This is a genomic window from Acetobacter lambici (assembly GCF_011516885.1).
GTDB lineage: Bacteria > Pseudomonadota > Alphaproteobacteria > Acetobacterales > Acetobacteraceae > Acetobacter > Acetobacter lambici.
The window spans coordinates 40,014-60,681 of sequence record NZ_WOTD01000013.1 but is presented as its reverse complement, the minus strand read 5'-3'; the positions used below and the strand labels follow the sequence as shown (position 1 = coordinate 60,681).

Sequence of the window (20,668 nt, the reverse complement as noted above, 5' to 3'; positions counted from 1 at the left end):
AACATAGTTTTTTAGAAAACTTATTATAAGATAACGTGATTTAAAGCACGTCTTGGTGATTGGTTGTGAATAGGTAATAAAAAACGCCCCGGACCTGAATCCGGGGCGTTTTTTCAAATAGAAAACTTAAGGTGTCTGTTATGAAACGTGCGGCTTGCGAGCGTTGGCGGAGGCTACGCGCTTGCCCCACTGGACCAGCATGTCCGTGCAGTCCGTGCGTTCGATCTGGCATTCAATAATGGTCGGACCACGGTGGTTGGCCTGTGCCTTTTTAATGGCGTCTGCCAGTTCCGCCCCGGTTTTGACTGTCATGCCAAGGCCGTGGCCTTCGCCTGCGTTGAACACGTTCATCAGACCGGCGTAATCCCAGTTCTTGATGTAGTTGTATGGACCATCATGGATGGCAATTTCGATGACATAACCACGGTTATTCACAAGGAAGATGATCACGGGCAGTTCGTACCGCACCATCTGGGCAACTTCCTGCGCGGTCAGCTGGAAGGAGCCGTCACCCACCATCACAATATGTTCGCGCTCCTGCGAGCCCATGGCGTTACCAAAGGACGAAGGCACGGACCAGCCAATATGGCCCCACTGCATTTCCGTTTCCACGCGGGCGTGGCGGGGCAGGTGCATGCGCATGGCGTTAAACCAGGAATCCCCCGTTTCCGCTACAAGGGTGGTTTTGGATGTGAGCATGCCGTTGATCTGACGGGTCATTTCGTCATTAGTCAGGCGCGCGTCGGGTGCTGCGGGCGCAATTTTGGTGTGCGTGTATTTGGAATCACGTGCGCTGGCAGGACGGGAAGGGGCTTTTTTAGCCAGAGCTGTCAGGAATTCACGCAAGGTGAAGCCCTCAAACGTCTGTCCGCCAACCGTTACGCGGTTGGGGTCTGCCACCAGCACGTTATTACCCTTGGGCCATGCGGTCCAGCCAACGGTGGAGTAGTCATTGAACACGGGCGCAATGCACAGCACGGCGTCGGCTTTTTCCACCAGATCCTGTGCGCCGGGGGCTGAGACCTCACCCCAGTAAAGGCCACGGAAGTTTGCATGGTCTTCGGGGAACAGGCCTTTGGCTGCGGCCATAATGGTTACGGCACAGCCAATGCGGTCGGCCAGCGCTTCGGTTTCGTTCAGCGCATGGGCGGAGCGGGCTTTGGTGCCAACCAGCATGACGGCCCGCTCGGATTTTTCCAGCAGGGCAACGGCGGCATCTACCGCAGCGTTCAGGCTGGTGGTGTCGGGGGTCATCTCGGCCAGAAGGGAGGAAACCGGGCCGGGGCGTGCGCACTCGGCGGAGGACACGTTGCACGCAATTTCCAGATACGCGGGTTTGCGCTCACGCAGGGCGGTGCGGATAACGTGGTCGATCTTGGCCGGGGCGGAGGCGGCATCCGTAATGCTTTCGGCTGCACAGGTTACGTGGCGTACCATCTCAATCTGGTAGCCGTAATCCGTGTTGCCCAGCGTGTGGTGCAGCACATGGCCGCTGCCGTAGTCATTGCTGTTGGGAGAGCCGGAAATAAGGATAACGGGCAGGTTTTCCGCGTAAGCGCCGCCAATGGCGTTCATGGCGGAAATGGCACCAACGCTAAAGGTTACAACGGCTGCTGCCGCACCATGGGCGCGGGCGTAGCCTTCGGCGCTAAAGCCACAGTTCAGCTCGTTACAGCAGTAGATCTGCTGCATGTCCTTGTTGAGCAGGAGTTGGTCCAGAAGGACCAGATTATAATCCCCGGCTACGGCAAAATGATGTTTCAGCCCGATCTGTGCCAGACGGTCAGCCAGATACATTCCAACGGTATAGGTCATGGTAACTGCGTGTTCCTTAAAAAATGGTCCTGCGAGCAGGGGCGTTGCACCAGTTAAACGCGCGATGCTGGGGGGATGTCCAATATATGAAGCTGTTATAACCCATATGTTTCCAGTATGGCTTTGGGGCATTGTGGAGGCATTTTAACGTGAGAAAATGCAAGGAAGTCTGATAATTCAACGGTTTGTAAAACACGTATGGGTCAGGCCAAGGCAGAGCATGGGGGACCACCGCATGGAGGGGGCCGCAGATGCCCGTAGTGTTTCACCTCAACGTGATAAAGGTCAGGACTGTACAGTGTAATGCGCATGAAAATCTGGGTCATTTTCTTGTGTATATCCAGTCGTGATTTGAAAAACGTGGAATTATTATTGACATCATCCAAGGTAATGGATCACAGACCACCATCTTTCTGAGGAATGGCAGGGTGTGGGCTGGTCAGGGCGGTTTATCCAGGTCTGCTGGCATGCGGTCTTTGGGAACTTTGGGAATTGGGAGAAAAAGAATGGATGAACCATTCAGGGCAGAGCATCGGATAACTGTGGCCGATGTATACCGGGTTCTCTTTGCACTGCTGAGTGCGGGGGTAGGGCTTGTGCTTGCCTATGGGGGCGGGCAGTTGCTGGCTTTGGGTGGCTCGGCGTACTACCTGCTTGCGGGGCTTGCCTATCTGGCGTTGGCAGCGCTGTTTTTCCGGCGCAAAAGCAGCGCTTTACCTGCATCAGTCGCGGTGTTTGTGGCAACATGCCTGTGGGCTTTGTATGATGCGCCACATATTGGTTACTGGGAGTTGCTGCCTCGGCTGGTTGTGCCTGCCATTTTGTTGACTCTGGGTCTGTGGCTGGCGGCGCTGTTCCCCAATATCGGGGTGGTAACACGGCGCTGGAGCGCTCTGGGGGGGCTGGCTGTTCTGGTGGCTCTGGTGGGCACATTGGTCTCGGCTTTTTTCCCGCACGGGACTATTGCCAACCCCGATGCCCTGAGTGACGCGGCCAAGGTGGCGCAGGCCGGTCAGCCCGATGCGCCAGCCGACTGGGAGTTTTACGGCCGGAGTGCCGGAGGCACGCGCTTTGCGCCATATAGCCAGATCACGCCTGCCAATGTGGGTCAGCTTAAGGTTGCATGGGTTTACCGCACTGGCCGCCGCGTAAGCGGGAGCGGCTTTGGCACGGATGAGAACACACCCCAGCAGATCGGGAATGTGCTGTACTCCTGCACCCCAGAAAACCTGATTACGGCCATTGATGCCGATACGGGGCAAAAAATCTGGAAGTTTAACCCCAATGCAGTTTCGGCCGAGCATGTGAGCTGCCGTGGCGTTGGGTATTACGACATGGATGCGGATACGAGCCTGACGCCGGAGCAGAAGACGGCTTACACCGCGCCGGACTGCCACCAGCGTATTCTGGTCTCCTCCATTGATGCGCGTCTGTTCGCATTGGATGCCCATAGTGGTGCAGTATGCACAGGCTTTGGCAACGCAGGGTTTGTGGACCTTAAAAAGCAGATGGGGCCGACCGAAAACAGCAAACGTTACCACCCCACCGCAGCGCCCGTGGTGATGGGGCATCTGGTTGTTGTTGGTGGATGGGTGCGGGACATTATGCCCGGTGAGCCCTCAGGCGTTGTACGCGCGTTTGATGTGCGCGATGGCTCGCTTGCCTGGGCGTGGGATGTTGGTAACCCGGATAACACGCAGGCCCCAGCACCAGACCAGACCTACACGCTGTCCACCCCCAATGTGTGGACGGTGCCCACATACGACAAGGAACTCAACCTTGTTTACCTGCCAACGGGGAATGGCCCGCCGGATTACTGGGGCGGGGACCGTAATGCGGTGAACAGCCGCTTTGGGGCTGCCGTTGTGGCGGTGGATGCGGCCACGGGCCAGACCCGCTGGGTCTCGCAGCTTATCCATCATGATGTGTGGGATTATGACCTGCCATCCCAGCCGGTCATGTATGACGTGACCAACGCACAGGGCGAAAAAATTCCGTCCCTGATCCAGACCACCAAGACGGGTCATATTTTTGTGCTGGATCGGCGCACGGGCAAGCCGGTGACCGAGGTTGTGGAAAAGCCGGTCGCTACATCACCTGCGGCACAGGACGAGCATCTTTCCCCCACCCAGCCTTTTTCTGTTGGTATGCCGACCATTGGTGCGGACCCGCTGAGCGAGGGCGCCATGTGGGGGGTGAGTACGTTTGACCAGCTTTATTGCCGGATCATGTTCAAAAGTTCGGTCTATACAGGGCCATTTACCCCACCGGGTGAAAAGCCGTACATCGAATGGCCCAGCCTGCTGGGCGGGATGAACTGGGGCGGTATTTCCGTGGATGAAAACAGTGGTCTCATGTTCGTCAACGACATGCGCATGCCGCTGAGGATGTCTTTGGTCACGCGGGAGAACGCCAAAAAGTTCAAGGTCTCAACGGACGAGGTTCCGGGCTTTATGGGAACCATCCGCCCGCAACTGGCCGGGCCTTATGGCGGGGTCAAGATTGACATCCTGCAATCGCCACTGGCTGTGCCATGCAGCACACCGCCTTTTGGCACCATGACAGCCATTGACCTGCACACCAAAAAAATTGTCTGGCAGGTGCCCATGGGTACGGTGGAAGACCTTGGACCACTTGGGGTTAAAACCCATCTGCCCGTGCCTATTGGCATGCCAACGCTGGGTGGTCCCACCTCTACTGCCTCGGGTCTGGTCTTTTTTGCCGGAACGCAGGATTACTACCTGCGGGCACTCAACTCGCGGACCGGGCAGGAGGTGTGGAAGCAGCGCCTGCCAGTGGGGGCTGTCGCCGCTCCCCTGATTTACCGCTCACCCAAAACCGGGCGGGAATATGTGGTGATTTCCGCAGGTGGCGCCAGCCATTCGCCTGATGTCGGGGACTATATTATTGCCTATGCCCTGCCAGAAGGTGCTGCCGCGCACTAACTCCGGGTCTTAGACGCAACATATGGGGCCTGTCTGGTTTGTTATAAGCCGGACAGGCCCTTTTTTGTGGCACATGGCTATTGTGCTCACAGGCGCGTTTTTATGGCAGCAGGTCGAGCACCAGAGTGGCCGGGCGGCAGGCTTTTGCCCCTTTGGGGGTTACCACAACAGGGCGGTTGAGCAGGGCGGGGTGCTGGGCAATGGCGTCTAGTATCTGGCTGTCTGTTACGTCGGGTTTGTCCAGACCGAGTTCTGCGCACAGTTTTTCCTTTGCGCGTAACAGGTCGCGCGCGCCCAGTTTGTCGTGGAGCAGAGTGTCTTCAAGCTGTTTACGGCTGGGTGGTGTTTTAAGGTAAAGCACCACCTCGGGTTCTATGCCCGCATTGCGCACCAGTTCCAGCACGGAGCGGGACGTACCGCAGGACGGATTGTGGTAAACTGTTACAGTCATGTTACATGCCTCTTTTACAAAGGCGCGATTGTTGCATGTTCTCCAAGGCTGACAAGAGCTCGCATGCCCCGGATCAGGCAGCCAGAAACCACAGGGTAGGGAAGAAGGGAGCAGGGGCCGCGTGCGTACATTAACTGGCTGGTGGCAAAAACCGTTTTCCATAAGCAAAAACGTGTGGGCCGGGCTGTCTTTGGCATCCATGAACATTCCGCAGGTTTTGGGGTATGCGCGGATTGCAGGCATGCCCACCGTAACCGGGCTGTACACGGTGCTGTTTCCATTAGTAGCCTTTGCGCTGTTTGGCTCCTCCCGCCATCTGGTTGTTGCCGCAGATTCCGCCACGGCGGCTATTTTTTCCAGCGCCCTGTCGGAAATGGAGCCGGTGGGCAGTGCTGCCTACATTCATCTGGTCAGTGCCGTTGCTTTGCTGAATGCGGGCTTTTTGCTGGTGGCCCGCCTGTGCAGGCTTGGTTTTCTGGCGGACTTTTTGTCACGCACCGTGCTGGTCGGCTTTTTGGCCGGAGTAGGTGTGCAGGTCAGCATGAGCATGTTGTACGACATGGTGGGGCTGGATGTTGGATCGCATAATACTCTGGCCCAGTTTGTGGGGCTTGTGCGGGCGGGTTCGCATATGCACCTGCTTACGGCCGGGATTTCCTGCCTGGCATGTGGACTGCTGTTATGTGGGGCGCGTTTTTTACCCGGTCGGCCCGTGGCGCTGGTGGTGGTGCTGGGTGGGCTGGGGCTGAGCTGGGTTTTGGGGCTGGCCCAGTATGGGGTGACCGTGCTGGGGCCAATGCAGGGGGGCTTGCCGCATTTTGCGGTGCCCGTGGTTTCGTGGCATCAGTTTTTAGCGCTTCTGCCTGTGTCTGGCTCCTGCGTGTTTGTTATTATTGCGCAAAGTGCTGCCACATCCCACGCTTTTGCCTACAGGCTGCACGAAACAGTGGATGCCAATGCGGATATTGTGGGGTTGTGTGCGGCCAACGCCGCGGCCGGGCTGAGTGGCACATTTACGGTTAATGGTAGCCCGACCCAGACCGCCATGGCTGTGCAGGCAGGGGGAACAAGCCAGAAGGCGCAACTGGTATTTGCCGCGGTGACCTTATGTGTTCTGCTCTTTTTTACCGGGCCACTCCAGTATCTGCCTCGCTGTATTCTGGGCTCGGTGGTGTTCTGTGTTGCTGTGGGTATGATTGATACAGCAGCCCTCAACCATATTCGGCAGGAAAGTCCGGGGGAGTTCAGGCTCGCACTGGTTACAATGGCTACGGTGGTCAGCATTGGAGTGGAGCAGGGGATTTTTATTGCCATTGCCCTCTCCTTGTTCCGGCATGTGCGGCATAGCTACCGACCCCATACCATGGTGCTCAAACCAGACACCACAACGCATGAGCTTGAGGCTGTACCCGTACGCGCAGGGGAGCAGACAGCACCGGGGCTTGTGGTGTACCGTTTTTGCGCGGACCTGTTCTACGCAAACTGCTCGCTTTTTTCGGAGGATATTGACCTCCTGCTTTCCAGCGCTCCAACGCCGGTGCGGTGCATGGTGGTCGATTGTAGCGCTATTACGGATATTGATTATTCCGCCGCCAGTGTTGTGCGCGATGTGCTGTTCCGTTTGCACATGCAGGGCGTGCGGGTTATTTTTGGCAGGGTTGCGTCCTATGCACTGGCCGATATGGAGCGGCACCATATTGTTGCGGCATTGGGGGAAGGTAATATTTTTGCCCAACTCCATCAGGCCATGGCCAGCGCGCAGCATACGGTGGCACAGCAGCCATCAACCGGCGCGCTGGTGACCAGCCCTTAAAGACCTGAGCAGGACTGGGAGAGCGTTCTTGGGTGTGCGTTTTCCGGCCGTGCGTGGGGGCTGCCCAACCCTAAAGCTGGCGGACGCTCTGCCAGATCATGTAGGCTGCAACAACAAAAATCAGGCTGGCGAATACGGTGCTCAGTCTGCCCGCTGACCCCGACAGCGTGCGTGACGCTCTGGTGCCAATGCTGCATCCAACGGCCCCACCCAGAATAAACAGCCCGGCAAGCTGCCAGTCCACGTAACCAGAGAGCATGTAGCTGAACGTGGTGCTGAACCCAAAAGCCGCCACAGCCACAAGCGATGTACCAACCGCATTAAGGATGGGCATGCTGGTGGAGGCCATAAGCCCTGGCACAATCAAAAAGCCCCCGCCAATACCAAAAAAACCGGACAGAACGCCCGTGCCAAACCCGCAGGCCATGACCTTGGGCGCGTTCTCCCTGTTGCAACTCGCACCGGGGCAACCTGTATTGTGGCGGCCACGGATCATCAGCACACCAACCCCGATCATAAGAATGGCAAACAGCAGCAGCAGGTGTCTGCCATCTACCGCTTTGCCAAGGGATGCGCCCAGAAAAGCCCCACCCACGCCGCAAAAAGCAAAAATACCCGCGCACCGCCATTTTACGGTTTTGTTGCGCGCATGCTGCGCCAGCCCCACCAGCGCATTGATGGAAACGGAGAGCGCACTGGTGCCTATGGCCACATGCGCGTTGGGCACCCCAACCAGATAAACCATGAGCGGCACCGCCAGAATGGACCCGCCCCCCCCAACCAGCCCAAGGGTAAACCCCACGGTTGCGCCAGAGGCAATTTCCAGCGCGATATGCAAAATGTGGGGCGTTAACATGGGTTCTCCGCAGTGTGGTCGGGCAGGGGGCTGAGCAGCTTACAGGCGATTGACTGGAATTTTGATGTAGCTGACGCCATTGTCTTCAGGCTCGGGCATATGACCCCCACGGATGTTGACCTGCACGGAGGGCATGATCAGGTTGGGCAGGCCCAGCGTTGCGTCCCGCGTGGTGCGCATGGCCACAAAGTCTTCTTCGTTCACACCGTCATGCACATGAACGTTGTGCTCGCGTTCGGCCCCTACGGTTGTTTCCCACGCAAATGTGTCGCGTCCGGGGGCCTTGTAGTCATGGCACAGGAACAGGCGGGTCTGTGGGGGCAGGGTCAGCAGGCGGCGGATGGAGCGGTACAGCATGCGGGCATCCCCCCCGGGGAAGTCAGCCCGTGCGGTGCCATAATCGGGCATGAACAGCGTGTCCCCAATAAAAGCGGCATCCCCGATAATAAAGGCCATGTCCGCTGGGGTGTGGCCGGGCACATGTAGGGCCATACAGTCCAGATTGCCCAGCTTAAAGCCTTCGCCATCGTTGAACAGGTGGTTGAACTGGGACCCATCGCGCGCAAATTCGGATCCGGCATTGAATATTTTGCCAAAAACCTCCTGCACACGCACAATATCGGCCCCAATGCCTAGCTGGCCGCCAAGCTGTTCCTGCAACCATGGGGCGGCGGACAGGTGGTCGGCATGGGCGTGTGTTTCCAGTTGCCAGACAACATGCAGGCCCTGTGCCCGCACGTAGTCCACAATCTGCTGGGCGGAGGCGTAGTTGGTGCGGCCAGATGCGGGGTCATAATCCAGAACGCTGTCTATGACCGCAGCCTGCTTTGTGGCCGGGTCATGTACAACATGGCTGGCAGTAAAGGTGGCGGGGTCAAAAAAACTCCGTACTACGGGTCGGGTCTGCGGATGGCGGAGCATCATCAGAATCTGGGCCGTAGCTGTTGTGATGGCGGTATCCGACATGGGAGACTCCGATTGTTTATAACTTACTGTAATATTGTATATTTGATTTCACTAAATATGAAACCATCTTGCGTCAAGATCAGGATTTCGCGTAAAGGAAACTGCCATGAACGATCGCATAGCAGATGCCTGTCCTTTGGTGCCTCTCGCCTCCTCCTTAAAGATAGGAGACGAAGCGCCTGACTTTACGGCCCGGACCACGCAGGGGGACTTTACACTCAGCAGCCTGCGGGGGCGGTGGGTTATCCTGTTTTCGCATCCGGCGGATTTTACTCCGGTCTGCACCAGCGAATTTATTGCCATGGCGCGTGCTGTTCCCCAGTTCGAGGCCATGGACTGCGCGCTGGTCGGGCTGTCGGTGGATAGTCTGCCTGCACATCTGGCATGGCTGGAAGCGATACGGTCGCGGTTTGGCGTAACAATCTCCTTCCCCGTGATCGAGGACCCTTCGCTGGCTATTGCCCGTGCCTACGGTATGCTGGATCTGGATGCGCGCAATAGTGCAACGGTGCGTGCTGCGTATTTTATTGACCCGCACGGTATTGTGCGCGTGATCACCTGGTACCCCGCAACGGTTGGTCGCTCCGTGGCCGAAATGCTCCGTGTGCTCGCCGCCTTGCAACGGGTCGAGCGGGGGGATGTGATGACCCCCGAAGGCTGGATACCGGGGGCGGATGTGGTGCTGCCCGCAGGCCAGACGCATGAGGATATTATGGCCGCAGGTCCGGACTGGTTCATGAACATGAGCCGGGATACCGAGGCATGAGTGGGCTGAGCGTTGAGGAAGCCAGACAGCTTGTTGAATGCATGAAGCTGTTTGCCCAGCCACAACGGCTCATGATTCTGGATGCCCTGCTTGAGCGTGGTTCCCTTGCCGTGGGGGAACTGGAAGCCTGCACAGGCATAGGCCAGCCAACCCTCAGCCAGCAGCTTGGTGCCTTGCGGCGGGCCGAAATTGTAGTGCCAAGGCGCGAATCCCGCACAATCCATTACAGCCTTGCCAGTGAGGAAGAAGCCCTGCGCGTGCGTGCCCTTATAGGCCTGCTCCGTGGGGAGCGTGCGGCCCTGCCAGCCTTGCGGGCTGTGTCCGAACGGTATGGGTCGGGTAGCCGCACCACAGCCCAGCGGGAGGCGGAAGGTGGGGCACAGTTTGCCTTTATCCGCACAAGCGATACACCCCGGCCGTAAAACGGTAGCGGGAGTGAAGGCTTCTGGTAAGCTGGTACGCTGTGGCTGGGCCGAGGCCAATACCCTGCTCCGTGTCTACCATGACCATGAGTGGGGAAAACCCGTAACAGACAGCCGTGCCTTATGGGAGGCGCTGGTGCTGGAAACATTTCAGGCCGGGTTGTCGTGGAATACGGTTCTGCAAAAGCGTGAGAATTTTAGGCGGGTTTTTTGCAGGTTTGATCCATATAGAGTGGCCATGTTCACGCAGGAGGATGAGGCGCGGTTACTGGGGGATGCCAGTATTATCCGCTCCCGTGCCAAAATTGCGGCGACAATAGCCAATGCGCGGGCATGGCTTGCGATGGAAGACGCGGGGGAGGATTTTTCTGCGTTTGCATGGGGTATGGTGCGCAGGGCACTGGCGCATGAGCGCGGTACGGGGTTGGAGCCACAGTCCCCTCTGTCTGTCACGGTTGCAAAAGCCCTCAAGCACAAAGGGTTCTGTTTTGTGGGGCCAACAACCGCACAGGCGTGGATGCAGGCCATTGGCATGCTGGATGGGCATGAGGTAGCGTGTTTTTGCTACCGGGGGGCGTCCTCCGCGCCCTGATCAGGCATATTACCGATTGCCCCCGTTGCAAAGCCAAGGCTGGCCGCGGCAATAAGAGCGGCATAATAAGCATCGGATTGCGCAAGTTGGGCATCGAGCAGGCCACTCTGGGCCAATGTTGCAGGTGTTATGGACCCCACACCACTGCGGTAGGCCGTAAAGGTCGCATCAAAACTGGTCTGGGCCGCAGCCTCCAGCTTGGTGGCCGCGCGGTAAGCGCTCAGGCCCGTATGCAGGCCATTTTGTGCCGCAACAATCTGTTTGGCTGAGTCGTCGAGTGTTTGTTCCAGCGTGACCTGTGTGCTGTCCGCGCGGTTCTGCACCTGCTTCAGCACGGCAGCGCGCATGCCACCGTCAAAAATAGGCACGGAAATACCGCCCAGAACGAGGCTGCTAAAGTTATTGGAGGACAGGTTGAGGGTGGGGGAGGAATCAGACCCCGCACCCGGAACGGAGGAAAGGGCCAGATGCCCGGTCGTGTAGGCAACGTTGCCTGTAACAAAAACCTTTGGCAAAAACTCGGCTTTTGCAGCTGTTACGTTACTACGTGCAGCTTTTGCCGCAGCATACGCAGCCAGCACATCCGGGCGTTGAGACACAGCAGTGCGGATCATGTCATCCGTCATGCGCATATCGTTTATGTTAAGGGCGCGCCCTGCCACGTCCTGCGTACGTAGTTGGGTGGAGGGGGCAATGCCCATGGATGTCATGAGTTCCAGATAGGTGTTTTCAATTCCGTTCTGGGCCTGCACCAGCCGCAGTTCCGCCTGTGCGGTCATCTGCTGGGTCTGGGCGACATCCACAACAGTACCCTGCCCCTGCCGCAGGCGCGCCTCCGCTGCGGCCTGAATACTACGGGCATTGCGGAGTGACTGTTCGACCAGCCCTGCACGCGCCACGGCGGCAGCATGTGTGTAAAAGGCCAGTGTAACACCATAAATAACTTTTTGGTGGGCGGCGGTAAACAGCACGTTGCTGGCTAACTGCAACTGGGATGCGGCATCAATCATGGCTTCGCGCTTGCCAAAATCAAAGAGCAGCCATTCCATGTTCAGTGTCTGCACCTCACCATGCCCGTTATTCTGGGTGCGGGGGGTATTGGTATTGTTGATGATATTGCCAGCTAGTCCACCGTTTTCAACATCGAAGGAATTATTGTTGTGCCGGGTGCCATACCCGCCAACAATGGAGGCCGTCAGATGCGGCACGTAGGTGGTGCGGGCAATCCCGACCGCCAGTGCAGCGTCCCGCGCGGCATCCCATGCCCTGCGTGTGCTCGGGTTGTTTGACTGGGCAATATCAATCAGTTCGGGGAGCGAATAGGTGTGTGTGGGGTTTATGCTGCTATCCGCCGGGCGGGGGGTAAGGGCATGGTTGGCGGGCAAGACGTAGCCGGGGGGGAGCATAAGCCCCCGCCGGCCTGCCTTGCCGGGCAGGAGTTCGCCATTGGCGGCAACGTTGGGCTGCCACGGCATGTCTGGCCGGGCGGGAGCGCTCTCCAGTGCCTGTGTGGCACACCCCGACAGGCCCAGCAAAAGGCAGGGCAGGCCAAGCAGAACCCGGGTCTGTGCGCGGTGTGTCATGTCAGGGCCTGTTCCATGTCCTGTATGTGTTGCTGAACGGCTTTTCGGCGGGATGGTAGCAGCCCGTCCTCGGCCACAATGGCGGCTTGTCGTGTGATCATGGCGTAGGTGGGCAGGAGTGGCATGTGCGCGCGCATGTGTGGGGGTTCGGCCTCCGCCAGTTCCAGTGCCCGCTCTGTGCTGGACAGGTCTTCCTGCACTGTGGCGGCCAGTCGGGTGTGCTCGGCCGGATTGGTTGTGGCGATCTGCTTTTTTAAAACATCCAGCAAAGTGCGGCAGCGTTTCGCGATAGGCGTATAAGCGCTGGAGGGCCAGAAAGTGGCAAATACGGCATAGGTTATAAAATTGCCCAGCAGAATGCCAATAATACGGTCACGGGCGGTGGTCATGTCTGTTGTGGGGCCATACCCTTTGAGGTCGCTCAGAAAAAAGGCAAGGCCGATCTGGAACCCTGCATAGGCTATGCGCTCATCACCATTTTTGACCCACGATGCAAAAAGGGACACGACAAAAATAAGCAGAAGAAAAGCGGCAATATTATAAAGATGGGGCATGACAAAAATAATGGAGGCAATGCCAATAGCCCCCCCCACCAGAGCGCCACTAATACGCAGGCGGAGCTTTGTTGTCATTTCTCCCACAGTGGGCAGGGCGACAATAAAACAGGTGATGATGCAGGTATGGATGCCCGGCCAGTTAAGAATGGTGAAGATAAAATAGCTGATCAGCACGGCTCCCGTACCTTTGACCGCAAAACGTACATGCTCGGGGTTGCTAAAGGCGTCGGGGGTGAAAAAGCCTGATTTCTGCTCAGCCGGTGGGGCATCTTGCGGTGTGGGTGCGGCCGGTTCTGTAAAACCATGCAGCACAATGGCCAACTGGGCCAAAGCGGGGGCGTTGTCTGGCGCGCTCAGAAGAGGAATATCCTGCGGATAACCATTGTGCGAGAACATTTCCGCCATGTCGCGCAGGGTTTGCGAAAACTCCTGACTGGCTTGCTGCACTTCTCCATCCCGAAAAGCAGTATGGGCCAGTGCTAGAGCCGCAACGCTGGAATAGGCGGACTGCTCCAGATGGGCGAGTTGGTCCTTGTGCAGGATTTTTTCCAGTCTGGCCATTTTGAGCAGTTTGAGCATGCCGCCAGCCCCAGCGCGCAATGTGGCGCGGGCGTAGTCCAGTTGGTAACCATCGGGCTGTTCCAGCAATGTGGCGCACAGGCGCAGGCGGGCCGCAATTTCGCGCATCATCAGTGTTGCGGGGGAGGGGCAGATCAGCGGGCCACACACGATCATGACCGCACCGGGGACCAGAATAAACAGGTCCGCGTAAAGCAGTGCCCGGGTTGCAATCTCGCCAATAGGTACCTGATCCGCAACAACCAGTGCAAAGACAACGATCAGGCCCAGAAGATAGGCAACAGGCTTGAGCTTGCTGGCCGAGCCCAGAAAAAAGAAGGTGAAAGAGAGCAGCATAATGGCGACCACCTGGCCAAACGGGTGGTCCAGTGTCAGATGGATCAGCACGAACAGCAGCGCCAGAATGGCTATGATCAGAATATTGATCGCAACACCTGCGAGCATATTGGTTGTGCGGTCCTTCTGCCACACGGCCATGGTGCAGAGTGCGGGCACGGCCACATCGGGGATCTGCCATATTTCCCCGATCAGCACGACCATGGAGCAGGCCGCAGCCATGCGTAGGCTATGGCCACCCCGGCCCGGCAGGGGGGCGCGTATCAGCCACCATATCCGTGCCAGAGTGCTCTCGCCTGTGTCAGTCGCAGGCGGCGCCATGGCGTATTTCCACTGTGGCTGTGGCCCCAAGCCGCAGCAGTTGCGGGTTGGCCTGTTCCAGCCTGATCCGCACAGGAAAACGCTGGGCCACATGCACCCAGTCCATCTCACGCGGGACAATCGGTAAGGTGCGGCTCAGACCTGCGGAATCAACGGAAAAAACGCCCCAGCCAATGCTTTCCACATGGCCCCGTATGGGGGTGTTCCTGTTGATCATGGAATAAACCGTGGCGCAGTCGCCGGGGTGAATGGCATGGAGCGTGCCCTCACGCATGTTGGCGGTTACAAACCAGCCATCATTGGCGATGAGCGTAAACAGAACCTGCGATGGAATAAGGACTTCCCCCGGTATGACCCGCAGACTGGTCACGTATCCATCGGCTGGAGCAATAACGGTGGTCTGGCGCAGGGCGTAGCGGGCCTGCGCCAGTGTGGCCTCGGCCACCTGCCGTGCCGCCATGGAACTGTTGAGATCCCCGACCGCCACCTGTGCGGCGCTGGCCTGTAGGTGGCTCTGGTCCAGTGTTATGCTGGAATCATGCAGGGCCACCTGTGCCTGATCATATTGCTGCAACGGAATATAGGATTTGCTGGCCAGCGGACGGAGGCGTTCCACGGTGCGCTCGGCCAGTTCATGGTTGGTTTTGGCGCGTACGGCCTGATTTTTGGCAATATCAGCATTGGCGGCTTCCACCGCAACCAGACGCTGCTGCTGCTCGACCCCTGCCTGCGTTAGCGCCAGCCCGGCGGTAGCCTGCTGCACGGCCAGATTATAGGGCTCAGGGTCCAGTTGATAAAGCACGTCGCCTTTTTTGACCGACTGGTTGACGTGCACATGCAATGTCTGCAACCGCCCGCCAACGGTGGAGGCTATGTGCACGACCTCGGCATCCACCGTTCCGGTATCGGACGATGGGTAGGATTCGTCCTGTCCCAAAACGTAATAACCAAGGGCTGTGGCCGCGGCAATGCATATGGCAGCGATAACAAGGCCAATGGGGTTGCGGGTGGAAAGGGATATTTTTTTCATGCGTTACGGCCCAAATGCCAAAAGCCAGCACAGCAGGCCCGTTATGGTGCCAAGCGAGACATAGGTGAACAGCCGCAGCCTGAGCAGGGCGTCAATGTCTGTAGCAAGGAACAGCACACGCAGCCCGACCGCCACAATAATGCCCAGCAGACCGCAGAGCATCCAACTGGGAAAGTATGCTCCGGCCAGTGGAAAGGACGGTGCGCCCGCAACCTTGCAGCCTGCCAGGGGCAGAAGCAGAATAGGTATGGCGCGCTGGATGGGTTGATAGCGCATGGTCGGGTCATTAGGACGTGAACATGCTTTTACTGTCAAGAAAATGCAGTCATTAGTGGTATTTATGTGCCATTTTTTGGATAAGACATGATTGTTAATTTTATACTAACCAGTTTTGAAGGCATAGAGGCAAAGTAATGACGCAAAATGTAATACAACACCGCGTGGAACTGGCACGTAGGGGGGCATATCCCAAGGTAATCGGCCGTATGGCATCCGGCTGGCTGGTGGTGGCGGATACGCAGCCGGTGGAGGGCTACTGCATCTTGCTGGCAGACCCCGTTGTGCCCAGTGTGAATGACCTGCACGGCCAGCAGCGGCAGGATTACCTGCAAGATGTTGTGCGTGTGGGGGATGCGTTGCTTGAAGTTACGGGAGCTGCGCGCATTAATTACGAAACATGGTGTAATCAGGCGCCCTCGCTGCACACCCATATTGTGCCGCGTTATGCCACGGAGCCGCAGGCCCAGCGGTTGCTTCCGTTATGTGTTGCGTATGATATTGCTCAGGCACGGGCATTCGATGCGCAGGCAGATGCGGCGTTCATGCAAAAAATGCGTAAGGCGTTGGGGATTTGCCCGGTAGGGGAGAATGAAGTGTCTGGTGGATTGACGTTATACGGCATTAAAAATTGCGATACCGTGCGCAAGGCCCGCAACTGGCTGGAAGAACATGACGTTGCGTATATCTTCCATGATTACAAGCTGGCAGGTGTAACTGAGGATAAGCTTGCGGCATGGGTGGCACAGGTGGGGTGGGAAAAACTGCTGAACAAGGCAGGCACAACGTTCAGAAAGCTGCCAGATGCGGATAAGACTGATCTGACGGAAAAACGGGCCATTGCACTTATGGTTGCCCATCCAACACTGATCAAACGCCCGGTGCTGGAAGCGCCGCAGGGTTTGCAGGTGGGCTTTAAGCCGGAACTTTACGCGGCGGCACTGGGTAAAAACTAGACCAGAAAAGCAGACTGCCGTCCTGCCCCAAAAAGGCAGGACGGCAGGATAATTTTATTCCTGCTCGGGAGCGGATGCAGAGTTGAGCTGGATGTAGCGTTCAACCCCGATCTGCTTGATCAGGTCGAACTGGCGGTCAATGAAGTCTTCATGTTCTTCTTCATTGGACAGGATTTTCAGCAGCAGATCGCGGGATACGAAGTCACGCACGCTTTCGCAATAGGCAATGCCTTCGCGCAGGTCGCTCATGGCTTTTTCTTCCAGCTTCATGTCGCATTCAAGGATTTCCTTGACGTCCTGCCCGATCAGAATCGTGTTCAGGCGCTGCACGTTGGGCAGGCCGCCCAGATACAGAATGCGTTCGATCAGCCAGTCAGCGTGACGCATTTCCTCAATGGATTCTTCGTATTCTTTTTTGCCCAGCAGGGTTACGCCCCAGTGGCGCAGGGTGCGGGCATGCAGAAAATACTGGTTAATGGCGGTCAGCTCGTTGGTGAGCTGGATGTTCAGGTGTTCAATAACTTTGGGGTCTTTGACCATGATGGCTTACTCGCAATTAAAGGAGGGACTGGAGCCGAACATAGTATAAAGTGCGTCCATTCGCAAACAAAAAAATGTGCAAAATCAAATGCTTTTGAAGAAATAATTATCACTTGCAATAACCTTACTTCTGGTTGCGAGTGATGTGCATGTATTTATCGTTGTTTTTATTTATTCTCAAGTGCGAGGGGGAGGGATTCTCGTATTTCATTAGAGTAATTCGCATCTGGTATGGCATTTGCGGGGCGTTTTATCCGGCTGAGTCGGTGAAGTGTTGCAAAATCGTAGTGTGTGTTCAGTAGCCCCAGATCGTAGGCAAGGGAGGCTGTGTACCCGCTCAGCAGCACCCGCCAGTCCAGTCTGTAACGGGTACGGGCATTGGCCCTTGCCAGAATTTCCGTTGTGCAGTTGTCCATAAGCGTATTGTACCACCGAGGTTGGGTGGTCAGCATGTGTATTTCAGAAAGGTAGTTTTTAAAAACTGCCTCACGCGTCTGGGCGGAGAGTTCAAGACGGTAAAGATACACACGTTCCTTGCGTATGTCCGTGCGTACACCAATCAGGTCACGTTCATCGGCTGTTACGTAAGTAAGTTCGTAATGATGAAAAAATCCGGCGATGGTGGAATAGGCAAATTTTTTCTGGCGTCGTGTTTCAATGGATACGGCAAGGTGTCGGCCATCATCAAATCCGAAGGACAGAAACACGTGGGCAATGCTGTCTCCCGCCCAGTAGGAGGTTATCAGGTCTATGGTGGCAAGGTGGTCCAGATCAAAGTCCGCGTTGTAATAGTGCGCAGTGTAATCGGTTTCGGTTTTATACGTAAAATCGCGGATATTGCGCACATGCACAAGACGCCCATCCTGTATGGCATCGGCCAGAACGGCATATTCCCCAGCCCATTCACGGTTGTTGCTGGGGCGGTCGGTGCAGAACCAGATAGCAAAACACACGCAAAGACCGCTCAGGGCCGCAAGGCGGCGTAATGGCTGGCGGATGCACAGGCTTGCCGCGCAGAGCACACCACACAGCACGGTTGCACCAAGGCGCAACAGATCCGGCTCCAGCGTGGAGTAGTACAGTGCCGCACAGGCATAGATTGCAAACAGGCAGATCGGAACAGTTAGTCTGCGCTTTGTGTGGCGGCGGGCGCGGGGGGGCCTGGTCATGGCTGCTGCTTTGCCCATGCTGCGGGAATGACATAGTCCCCACCAATACGCATGATGTTGGTGTGGTCCATATCGCCCTTCATGCGCATGTCGGGCTGGGTGGTGGCCAGTTGTTGCAGCAGAATACGCCGCACTTCCGCAATGGTAATGGGGTTGGCCTGCGTGGAATGCCCCGAGTTGCGCACGACCAGTTCACTCTGCACCTGCGGGTCATGTGCGCTGGCGTAGGCCACAACGCCATCGTCCGCATTATTCAGCGGGCCATTGCCTAGTACGGGGATAATGGAATGGCTTTGCACGTCCGGCGCAACAGGCACGGAGGCCAGCGCCTGTATGAACGCACTGCGGGGGGACATGCCATAAACACTGCCAAGGCGGCCGGGGCTCATATCCACCTTGAGCGCTCCTGTATTGCCTTGCAGGATCTGCTGGGTCACTTCTGTAATGGCGGCGGGGAAAGTGACCATTCGTCCGATAAGATGGGCGATGGAAAAGTCCGCCAGATAGCTGCCGTGCTGTGGGGTGGAAATAAACACAACACTTTTGACCTCAGGCATGGGCGTGGGAAAAAGTGCCCGCTCCAGAAACTGCCGCACGTTGGGCGAGAGATTGAGGCTGGAAAGGGAGCGATGGGTCAGCCCCTTCCACAGTGCATCCTGTGGGTCAATGGCCAGCATTTTTGCCAACAGCCCGCCCTGACTGTGCCCGATCAGGGTGATCTGCCCCAGTGCGGGGTCGGCCTGTGTGCCGCCAAGGTCATGAATGGTGCGGTTCAGGGCGTCGCGGAGTTGCAGGGCGGAGTAGGGAATGGGGTTGCCCGTTGCGTAGGAAAAAAACCAGAACTCATAATGCGCACGGATTTGCGGGTCTTCGAGCAGGTCATTCACCATATCCGCCCAACGTCCGGGGCTGGAGGCCGTGCCATGCACAAGCACAACGGGCCGGTGGCCATACTGGTGTGGCTCTATGGCAATAAGCTGCGCGCGCTTGCTAAACAGATTGCCGTCCAGAAAACCCTTGTATTCAACCGACCAGTCAACCGCATTGCTCAGGCTGATCGCGCGGGATGCGGTCTGGTCGTATTGTAGGGGAATAACGCCATCTGTTGTTGGCAGGCTGGTGGTTTTGTCAATTGTTGCCAGAGTTAGCCGACCGGAAATCTGGCTGGTGAAAATTTGCTGGCGTGGGTTGGGAATTTCCAGAAGAAGGTTAACGGGAATACGCAGCTTGTCCGTAATGGAAAAGGAAATCTGGCTATCGGCGGGGGGGCGTGGCACTGCCGCCAGAGGTTCCCCCAGCCCTGCCCGGCGATAAACGTTTTTAATCCCGCGCACGGACAGACGCGCCGTGGGGCGGAAGTCGGTCAGGGTGTAACCATACCATTGCGTCTGCGCGGGGGTGGTGGACAGGTCGAGCGTGCCAAATGGGAGCGTCCAGCGCTGTGGCGCAACATTTACAGGGTTGCCCAGCGCTTCGGTCAGGCCAAACATGTAAATGTCGCAGGCTTGCCGGAAATGCACATCATATGGGTTGGGTTTTGCGTTTTCCGCCCCATCGGGGTTCAGGTAAGCGTAGGCATAGAGTGCGGCTGCCATAAAAGCCGTGCGGTCCGTGTTCTGGCGGGCCATCAGGTAGTGCAGCTCTGCCAGAGCAAAAAGCTGATCCTGTAGATCGGGAGTATAAAACTGCGCCTGAGTGCTGGCGCGCAGGATGGCCAGAGCCTGTGCCGGATTTTTTTTCCATCTGGGCAAAAGATTCTGGCGCTCAAGCACAATGCGTGTGGTGTTGCTCAAGGTCTGCCCGCTGAGCGTACTTTGGCTTCGGTCCCTGTAGCTGTCCGTCAGGCTCAGGCGCTGCACGGTAATAGGGGCCGCACAGCCAGAAAAAGCCAGACAAAGAGCCACCCACGACAAACGGGAACACAAAGCGCTGGATAAAAGGCGGGGAGGGGGGGGCATCCGATTCTCGGTTTAAAATCGCGGTCAAATAATGTCTGATGGTGTAGGGTGTCTGTGCCATGCTGGCAAATGCTGCGCCATTATGGCCATGCCCATAGACCAAGGGCCAATGCGGGAAAGATCGGTGTGTTGAAGCTGCTTTGCTGTGCGTCTGAGTTGCCCCCTGTTGTGCGCAAGGGGGGGCTGCCCAATGGGACCGAACAGGTCGCAAATGGCTATGATCAGCAAAAAGTGGCGGCTTACCTGCCATCCGCCAGCCAGCTTACTCTTTATTATGCCCCCGATGTAGCGGCGCCGGATGCGGGGTTGCATAGGCTGCAACCACAGCCCTCCCTGCGGGACAGGGACTATGGTTTGTGGGCTGGGCAGGGCTTGCAGGGTATGGCTCCTGCGGAACAGCTTGCTTTTTTATCCGATGCAACTTTTGCCCCACCGGAGGGTGAAAGTTTTGCGTCCTGCTACCAAAGAACGGCCCTCTGGCTCGATAGTCTCAGCCAGAATCTGCCAAGTGCGGTGGTGCTGGCACGGCCCGCCATTGTGCGGAATCTGGTTTTGCACGTGTTGTACCAGAGCGGCCCTGTGGATATGGCCCATGCCGCGCGGGTGGACGTGCCGCCCCTGAGTTACAGCCTGTTGACCTGCCACGCAGGCCGGTGGCGCGTGGGCATGCTGGGTGCCCCGGCGTAGGGAAGCTTCCTCCCATTTTTTGCTCGCAGCCGTTGGCGCATGGGGCTATA

The 20,668-nt window shown here is 57.3% G+C and carries 18 protein-coding genes and 1 pseudogene; 8 read left to right on the top strand and 11 right to left on the bottom strand.

Going from position 1 to position 20,668, the window contains the following annotated elements:
- Positions 1-138: 138 nt before the first annotated feature.
- The gene (locus GOB86_RS08085; RefSeq protein ID WP_165991839.1) at positions 139-1,815 is read right to left on the bottom strand and encodes an alpha-keto acid decarboxylase family protein; all 1,677 of its coding nucleotides are present in this window, start codon (positions 1,813-1,815) and stop codon (positions 139-141) included.
- A 506-nt stretch (positions 1,816-2,321) separates the two neighbouring features.
- On the opposite strand from GOB86_RS08085, the gene GOB86_RS08080 reads away from it, so the two are divergent.
- Entirely contained in the window at positions 2,322-4,760 is a 2,439-nt protein-coding gene (locus GOB86_RS08080) for a membrane-bound PQQ-dependent dehydrogenase, glucose/quinate/shikimate family (protein WP_165991838.1), read from the top strand.
- Between the two features lie 100 nt (positions 4,761-4,860).
- Here the strand turns inward: GOB86_RS08080 and arsC are convergent, their stop codons facing one another.
- On the bottom strand, positions 4,861-5,211 hold the full coding sequence (gene arsC, locus GOB86_RS08075) for an arsenate reductase (glutaredoxin) (RefSeq protein ID WP_165991837.1): 351 nt from the start codon (positions 5,209-5,211) through the stop codon (positions 4,861-4,863).
- Positions 5,212-5,332: 121 nt separating this feature from the next.
- On the opposite strand from arsC, the gene GOB86_RS08070 reads away from it, so the two are divergent.
- On the top strand, positions 5,333-7,024 hold the full coding sequence (locus GOB86_RS08070) for a SulP family inorganic anion transporter (protein WP_338421519.1): 1,692 nt from the start codon (positions 5,333-5,335) through the stop codon (positions 7,022-7,024).
- A 70-nt stretch (positions 7,025-7,094) separates the two neighbouring features.
- On the opposite strand, the gene GOB86_RS08065 is transcribed toward GOB86_RS08070, so the two are convergent.
- Together GOB86_RS08065 and GOB86_RS08060 are read right to left on the bottom strand one after the other, a co-directional pair.
- Positions 7,095-7,880, bottom strand: coding sequence for a sulfite exporter TauE/SafE family protein (locus GOB86_RS08065; RefSeq protein ID WP_165991836.1), 786 nt, complete (start codon positions 7,878-7,880; stop codon positions 7,095-7,097).
- A 39-nt stretch (positions 7,881-7,919) separates the two neighbouring features.
- Entirely contained in the window at positions 7,920-8,846 is a 927-nt protein-coding gene (locus GOB86_RS08060; RefSeq protein ID WP_165991835.1) for an MBL fold metallo-hydrolase, read from the bottom strand.
- A 106-nt stretch (positions 8,847-8,952) separates the two neighbouring features.
- Between GOB86_RS08060 and GOB86_RS08055 the strand changes: the two genes are divergently transcribed.
- From GOB86_RS08055 to GOB86_RS08045, 3 genes are read left to right on the top strand one after another with little or no spacing between them, the layout of a single operon-like run.
- Positions 8,953-9,612 (top strand): peroxiredoxin, encoded by a 660-nt coding sequence (locus GOB86_RS08055; protein WP_165991834.1) that lies wholly within the window; start codon positions 8,953-8,955, stop codon positions 9,610-9,612.
- Positions 9,609-10,034, top strand: a complete 426-nt coding sequence (locus GOB86_RS08050; RefSeq protein ID WP_165991833.1) for an ArsR/SmtB family transcription factor — start codon at positions 9,609-9,611, stop codon at positions 10,032-10,034. Before GOB86_RS08055 ends, GOB86_RS08050 begins: the two co-directional genes overlap by 4 nt.
- Positions 10,035-10,047: 13 nt before the next feature.
- Positions 10,048-10,626, top strand: coding sequence for a DNA-3-methyladenine glycosylase I (locus GOB86_RS08045; RefSeq protein ID WP_338421518.1), 579 nt, complete (start codon positions 10,048-10,050; stop codon positions 10,624-10,626).
- On the opposite strand, the gene GOB86_RS08040 is transcribed toward GOB86_RS08045, so the two are convergent.
- The 4 genes from GOB86_RS08040 to GOB86_RS08025 are packed head-to-tail and all read right to left on the bottom strand — an operon-like array spanning position 10,599 to position 15,308.
- Entirely contained in the window at positions 10,599-12,209 is a 1,611-nt protein-coding gene (locus tag GOB86_RS08040; protein ID WP_165991831.1) for a TolC family protein, read from the bottom strand. The genes GOB86_RS08045 and GOB86_RS08040 overlap by 28 nt on opposite strands.
- On the bottom strand, positions 12,206-14,002 hold the full coding sequence (locus GOB86_RS08035; protein ID WP_165991830.1) for an FUSC family protein: 1,797 nt from the start codon (positions 14,000-14,002) through the stop codon (positions 12,206-12,208). Before GOB86_RS08035 ends, GOB86_RS08040 begins: the two co-directional genes overlap by 4 nt.
- A complete protein-coding gene (mdtN, locus tag GOB86_RS08030) occupies positions 13,983-15,032 on the bottom strand; it encodes a multidrug transporter subunit MdtN (RefSeq protein WP_165991829.1) in 1,050 nt (349 codons plus the stop codon). Before mdtN ends, GOB86_RS08035 begins: the two co-directional genes overlap by 20 nt.
- 3 nt (positions 15,033-15,035) lie before the next feature.
- On the bottom strand, positions 15,036-15,308 hold the full coding sequence (locus tag GOB86_RS08025) for a YtcA family lipoprotein (RefSeq protein ID WP_165991828.1): 273 nt from the start codon (positions 15,306-15,308) through the stop codon (positions 15,036-15,038).
- 137 nt (positions 15,309-15,445) lie between these two features.
- Here GOB86_RS08025 and GOB86_RS16515 point away from each other — a divergent pair.
- Together GOB86_RS16515 and GOB86_RS15845 are read left to right on the top strand one after the other, a co-directional pair.
- A pseudogene (locus GOB86_RS16515) lies at positions 15,446-15,889 on the top strand (HIT family protein); the annotation flags it as partial.
- Positions 15,890-15,904: 15 nt separating this feature from the next.
- A complete protein-coding gene (locus GOB86_RS15845) occupies positions 15,905-16,264 on the top strand; it encodes an ArsC family reductase (RefSeq protein ID WP_253544048.1) in 360 nt (119 codons plus the stop codon).
- Positions 16,265-16,318: 54 nt separating this feature from the next.
- Here the strand turns inward: GOB86_RS15845 and bfr are convergent, their stop codons facing one another.
- The 3 genes from bfr to GOB86_RS08005 form a co-directional block, all read right to left on the bottom strand.
- Positions 16,319-16,807, bottom strand: coding sequence for a bacterioferritin (gene bfr / locus GOB86_RS08015; protein WP_456304163.1), 489 nt, complete (start codon positions 16,805-16,807; stop codon positions 16,319-16,321).
- A gap of 164 nt (positions 16,808-16,971) precedes the next feature.
- On the bottom strand, positions 16,972-17,973 hold the full coding sequence (locus GOB86_RS08010; protein ID WP_165991827.1) for an Lnb N-terminal periplasmic domain-containing protein: 1,002 nt from the start codon (positions 17,971-17,973) through the stop codon (positions 16,972-16,974).
- Positions 17,970-19,931 (bottom strand): esterase/lipase family protein, encoded by a 1,962-nt coding sequence (locus tag GOB86_RS08005; RefSeq protein ID WP_165991826.1) that lies wholly within the window; start codon positions 19,929-19,931, stop codon positions 17,970-17,972. Before GOB86_RS08005 ends, GOB86_RS08010 begins: the two co-directional genes overlap by 4 nt.
- 126 nt (positions 19,932-20,057) lie before the next feature.
- Here GOB86_RS08005 and GOB86_RS08000 point away from each other — a divergent pair, with 126 nt between their 5' ends.
- Positions 20,058-20,618, top strand: coding sequence for a histidine phosphatase family protein (locus GOB86_RS08000; protein ID WP_165991825.1), 561 nt, complete (start codon positions 20,058-20,060; stop codon positions 20,616-20,618).
- Positions 20,619-20,668: the final 50 nt, after the last annotated feature.

Excerpts from the sequence above, each read along its gene's own strand:
- GOB86_RS08010 (WP_165991827.1), bottom strand. The coding sequence starts at position 17,973 with ATGACCAGGCCCCCCCGCGCCCGCCGCCACACAAAGCGCAGACTAACT.
- mdtN (WP_165991829.1), bottom strand. The coding sequence starts at position 15,032 with ATGAAAAAAATATCCCTTTCCACCCGCAACCCCATTGGCCTTGTTATC.
- GOB86_RS08040 (WP_165991831.1), bottom strand. The coding sequence starts at position 12,209 with ATGACACACCGCGCACAGACCCGGGTTCTGCTTGGCCTGCCCTGCCTT.
- GOB86_RS08055 (WP_165991834.1), top strand. The coding sequence starts at position 8,953 with ATGAACGATCGCATAGCAGATGCCTGTCCTTTGGTGCCTCTCGCCTCC.
- GOB86_RS08035 (WP_165991830.1), bottom strand. The coding sequence starts at position 14,002 with ATGGCGCCGCCTGCGACTGACACAGGCGAGAGCACTCTGGCACGGATA.
- arsC (WP_165991837.1), bottom strand. The coding sequence starts at position 5,211 with ATGACTGTAACAGTTTACCACAATCCGTCCTGCGGTACGTCCCGCTCC.
- GOB86_RS08080 (WP_165991838.1), top strand. The coding sequence starts at position 2,322 with ATGGATGAACCATTCAGGGCAGAGCATCGGATAACTGTGGCCGATGTA.
- GOB86_RS08065 (WP_165991836.1), bottom strand. The coding sequence starts at position 7,880 with ATGTTAACGCCCCACATTTTGCATATCGCGCTGGAAATTGCCTCTGGC.
- GOB86_RS08050 (WP_165991833.1), top strand. The coding sequence starts at position 9,609 with ATGAGTGGGCTGAGCGTTGAGGAAGCCAGACAGCTTGTTGAATGCATG.
- GOB86_RS08085 (WP_165991839.1), bottom strand. The coding sequence starts at position 1,815 with ATGACCTATACCGTTGGAATGTATCTGGCTGACCGTCTGGCACAGATC.
- GOB86_RS08060 (WP_165991835.1), bottom strand. The coding sequence starts at position 8,846 with ATGTCGGATACCGCCATCACAACAGCTACGGCCCAGATTCTGATGATG.
- GOB86_RS08025 (WP_165991828.1), bottom strand. The coding sequence starts at position 15,308 with ATGCGCTATCAACCCATCCAGCGCGCCATACCTATTCTGCTTCTGCCC.
- GOB86_RS08005 (WP_165991826.1), bottom strand. The coding sequence starts at position 19,931 with ATGCCCCCCCCTCCCCGCCTTTTATCCAGCGCTTTGTGTTCCCGTTTG.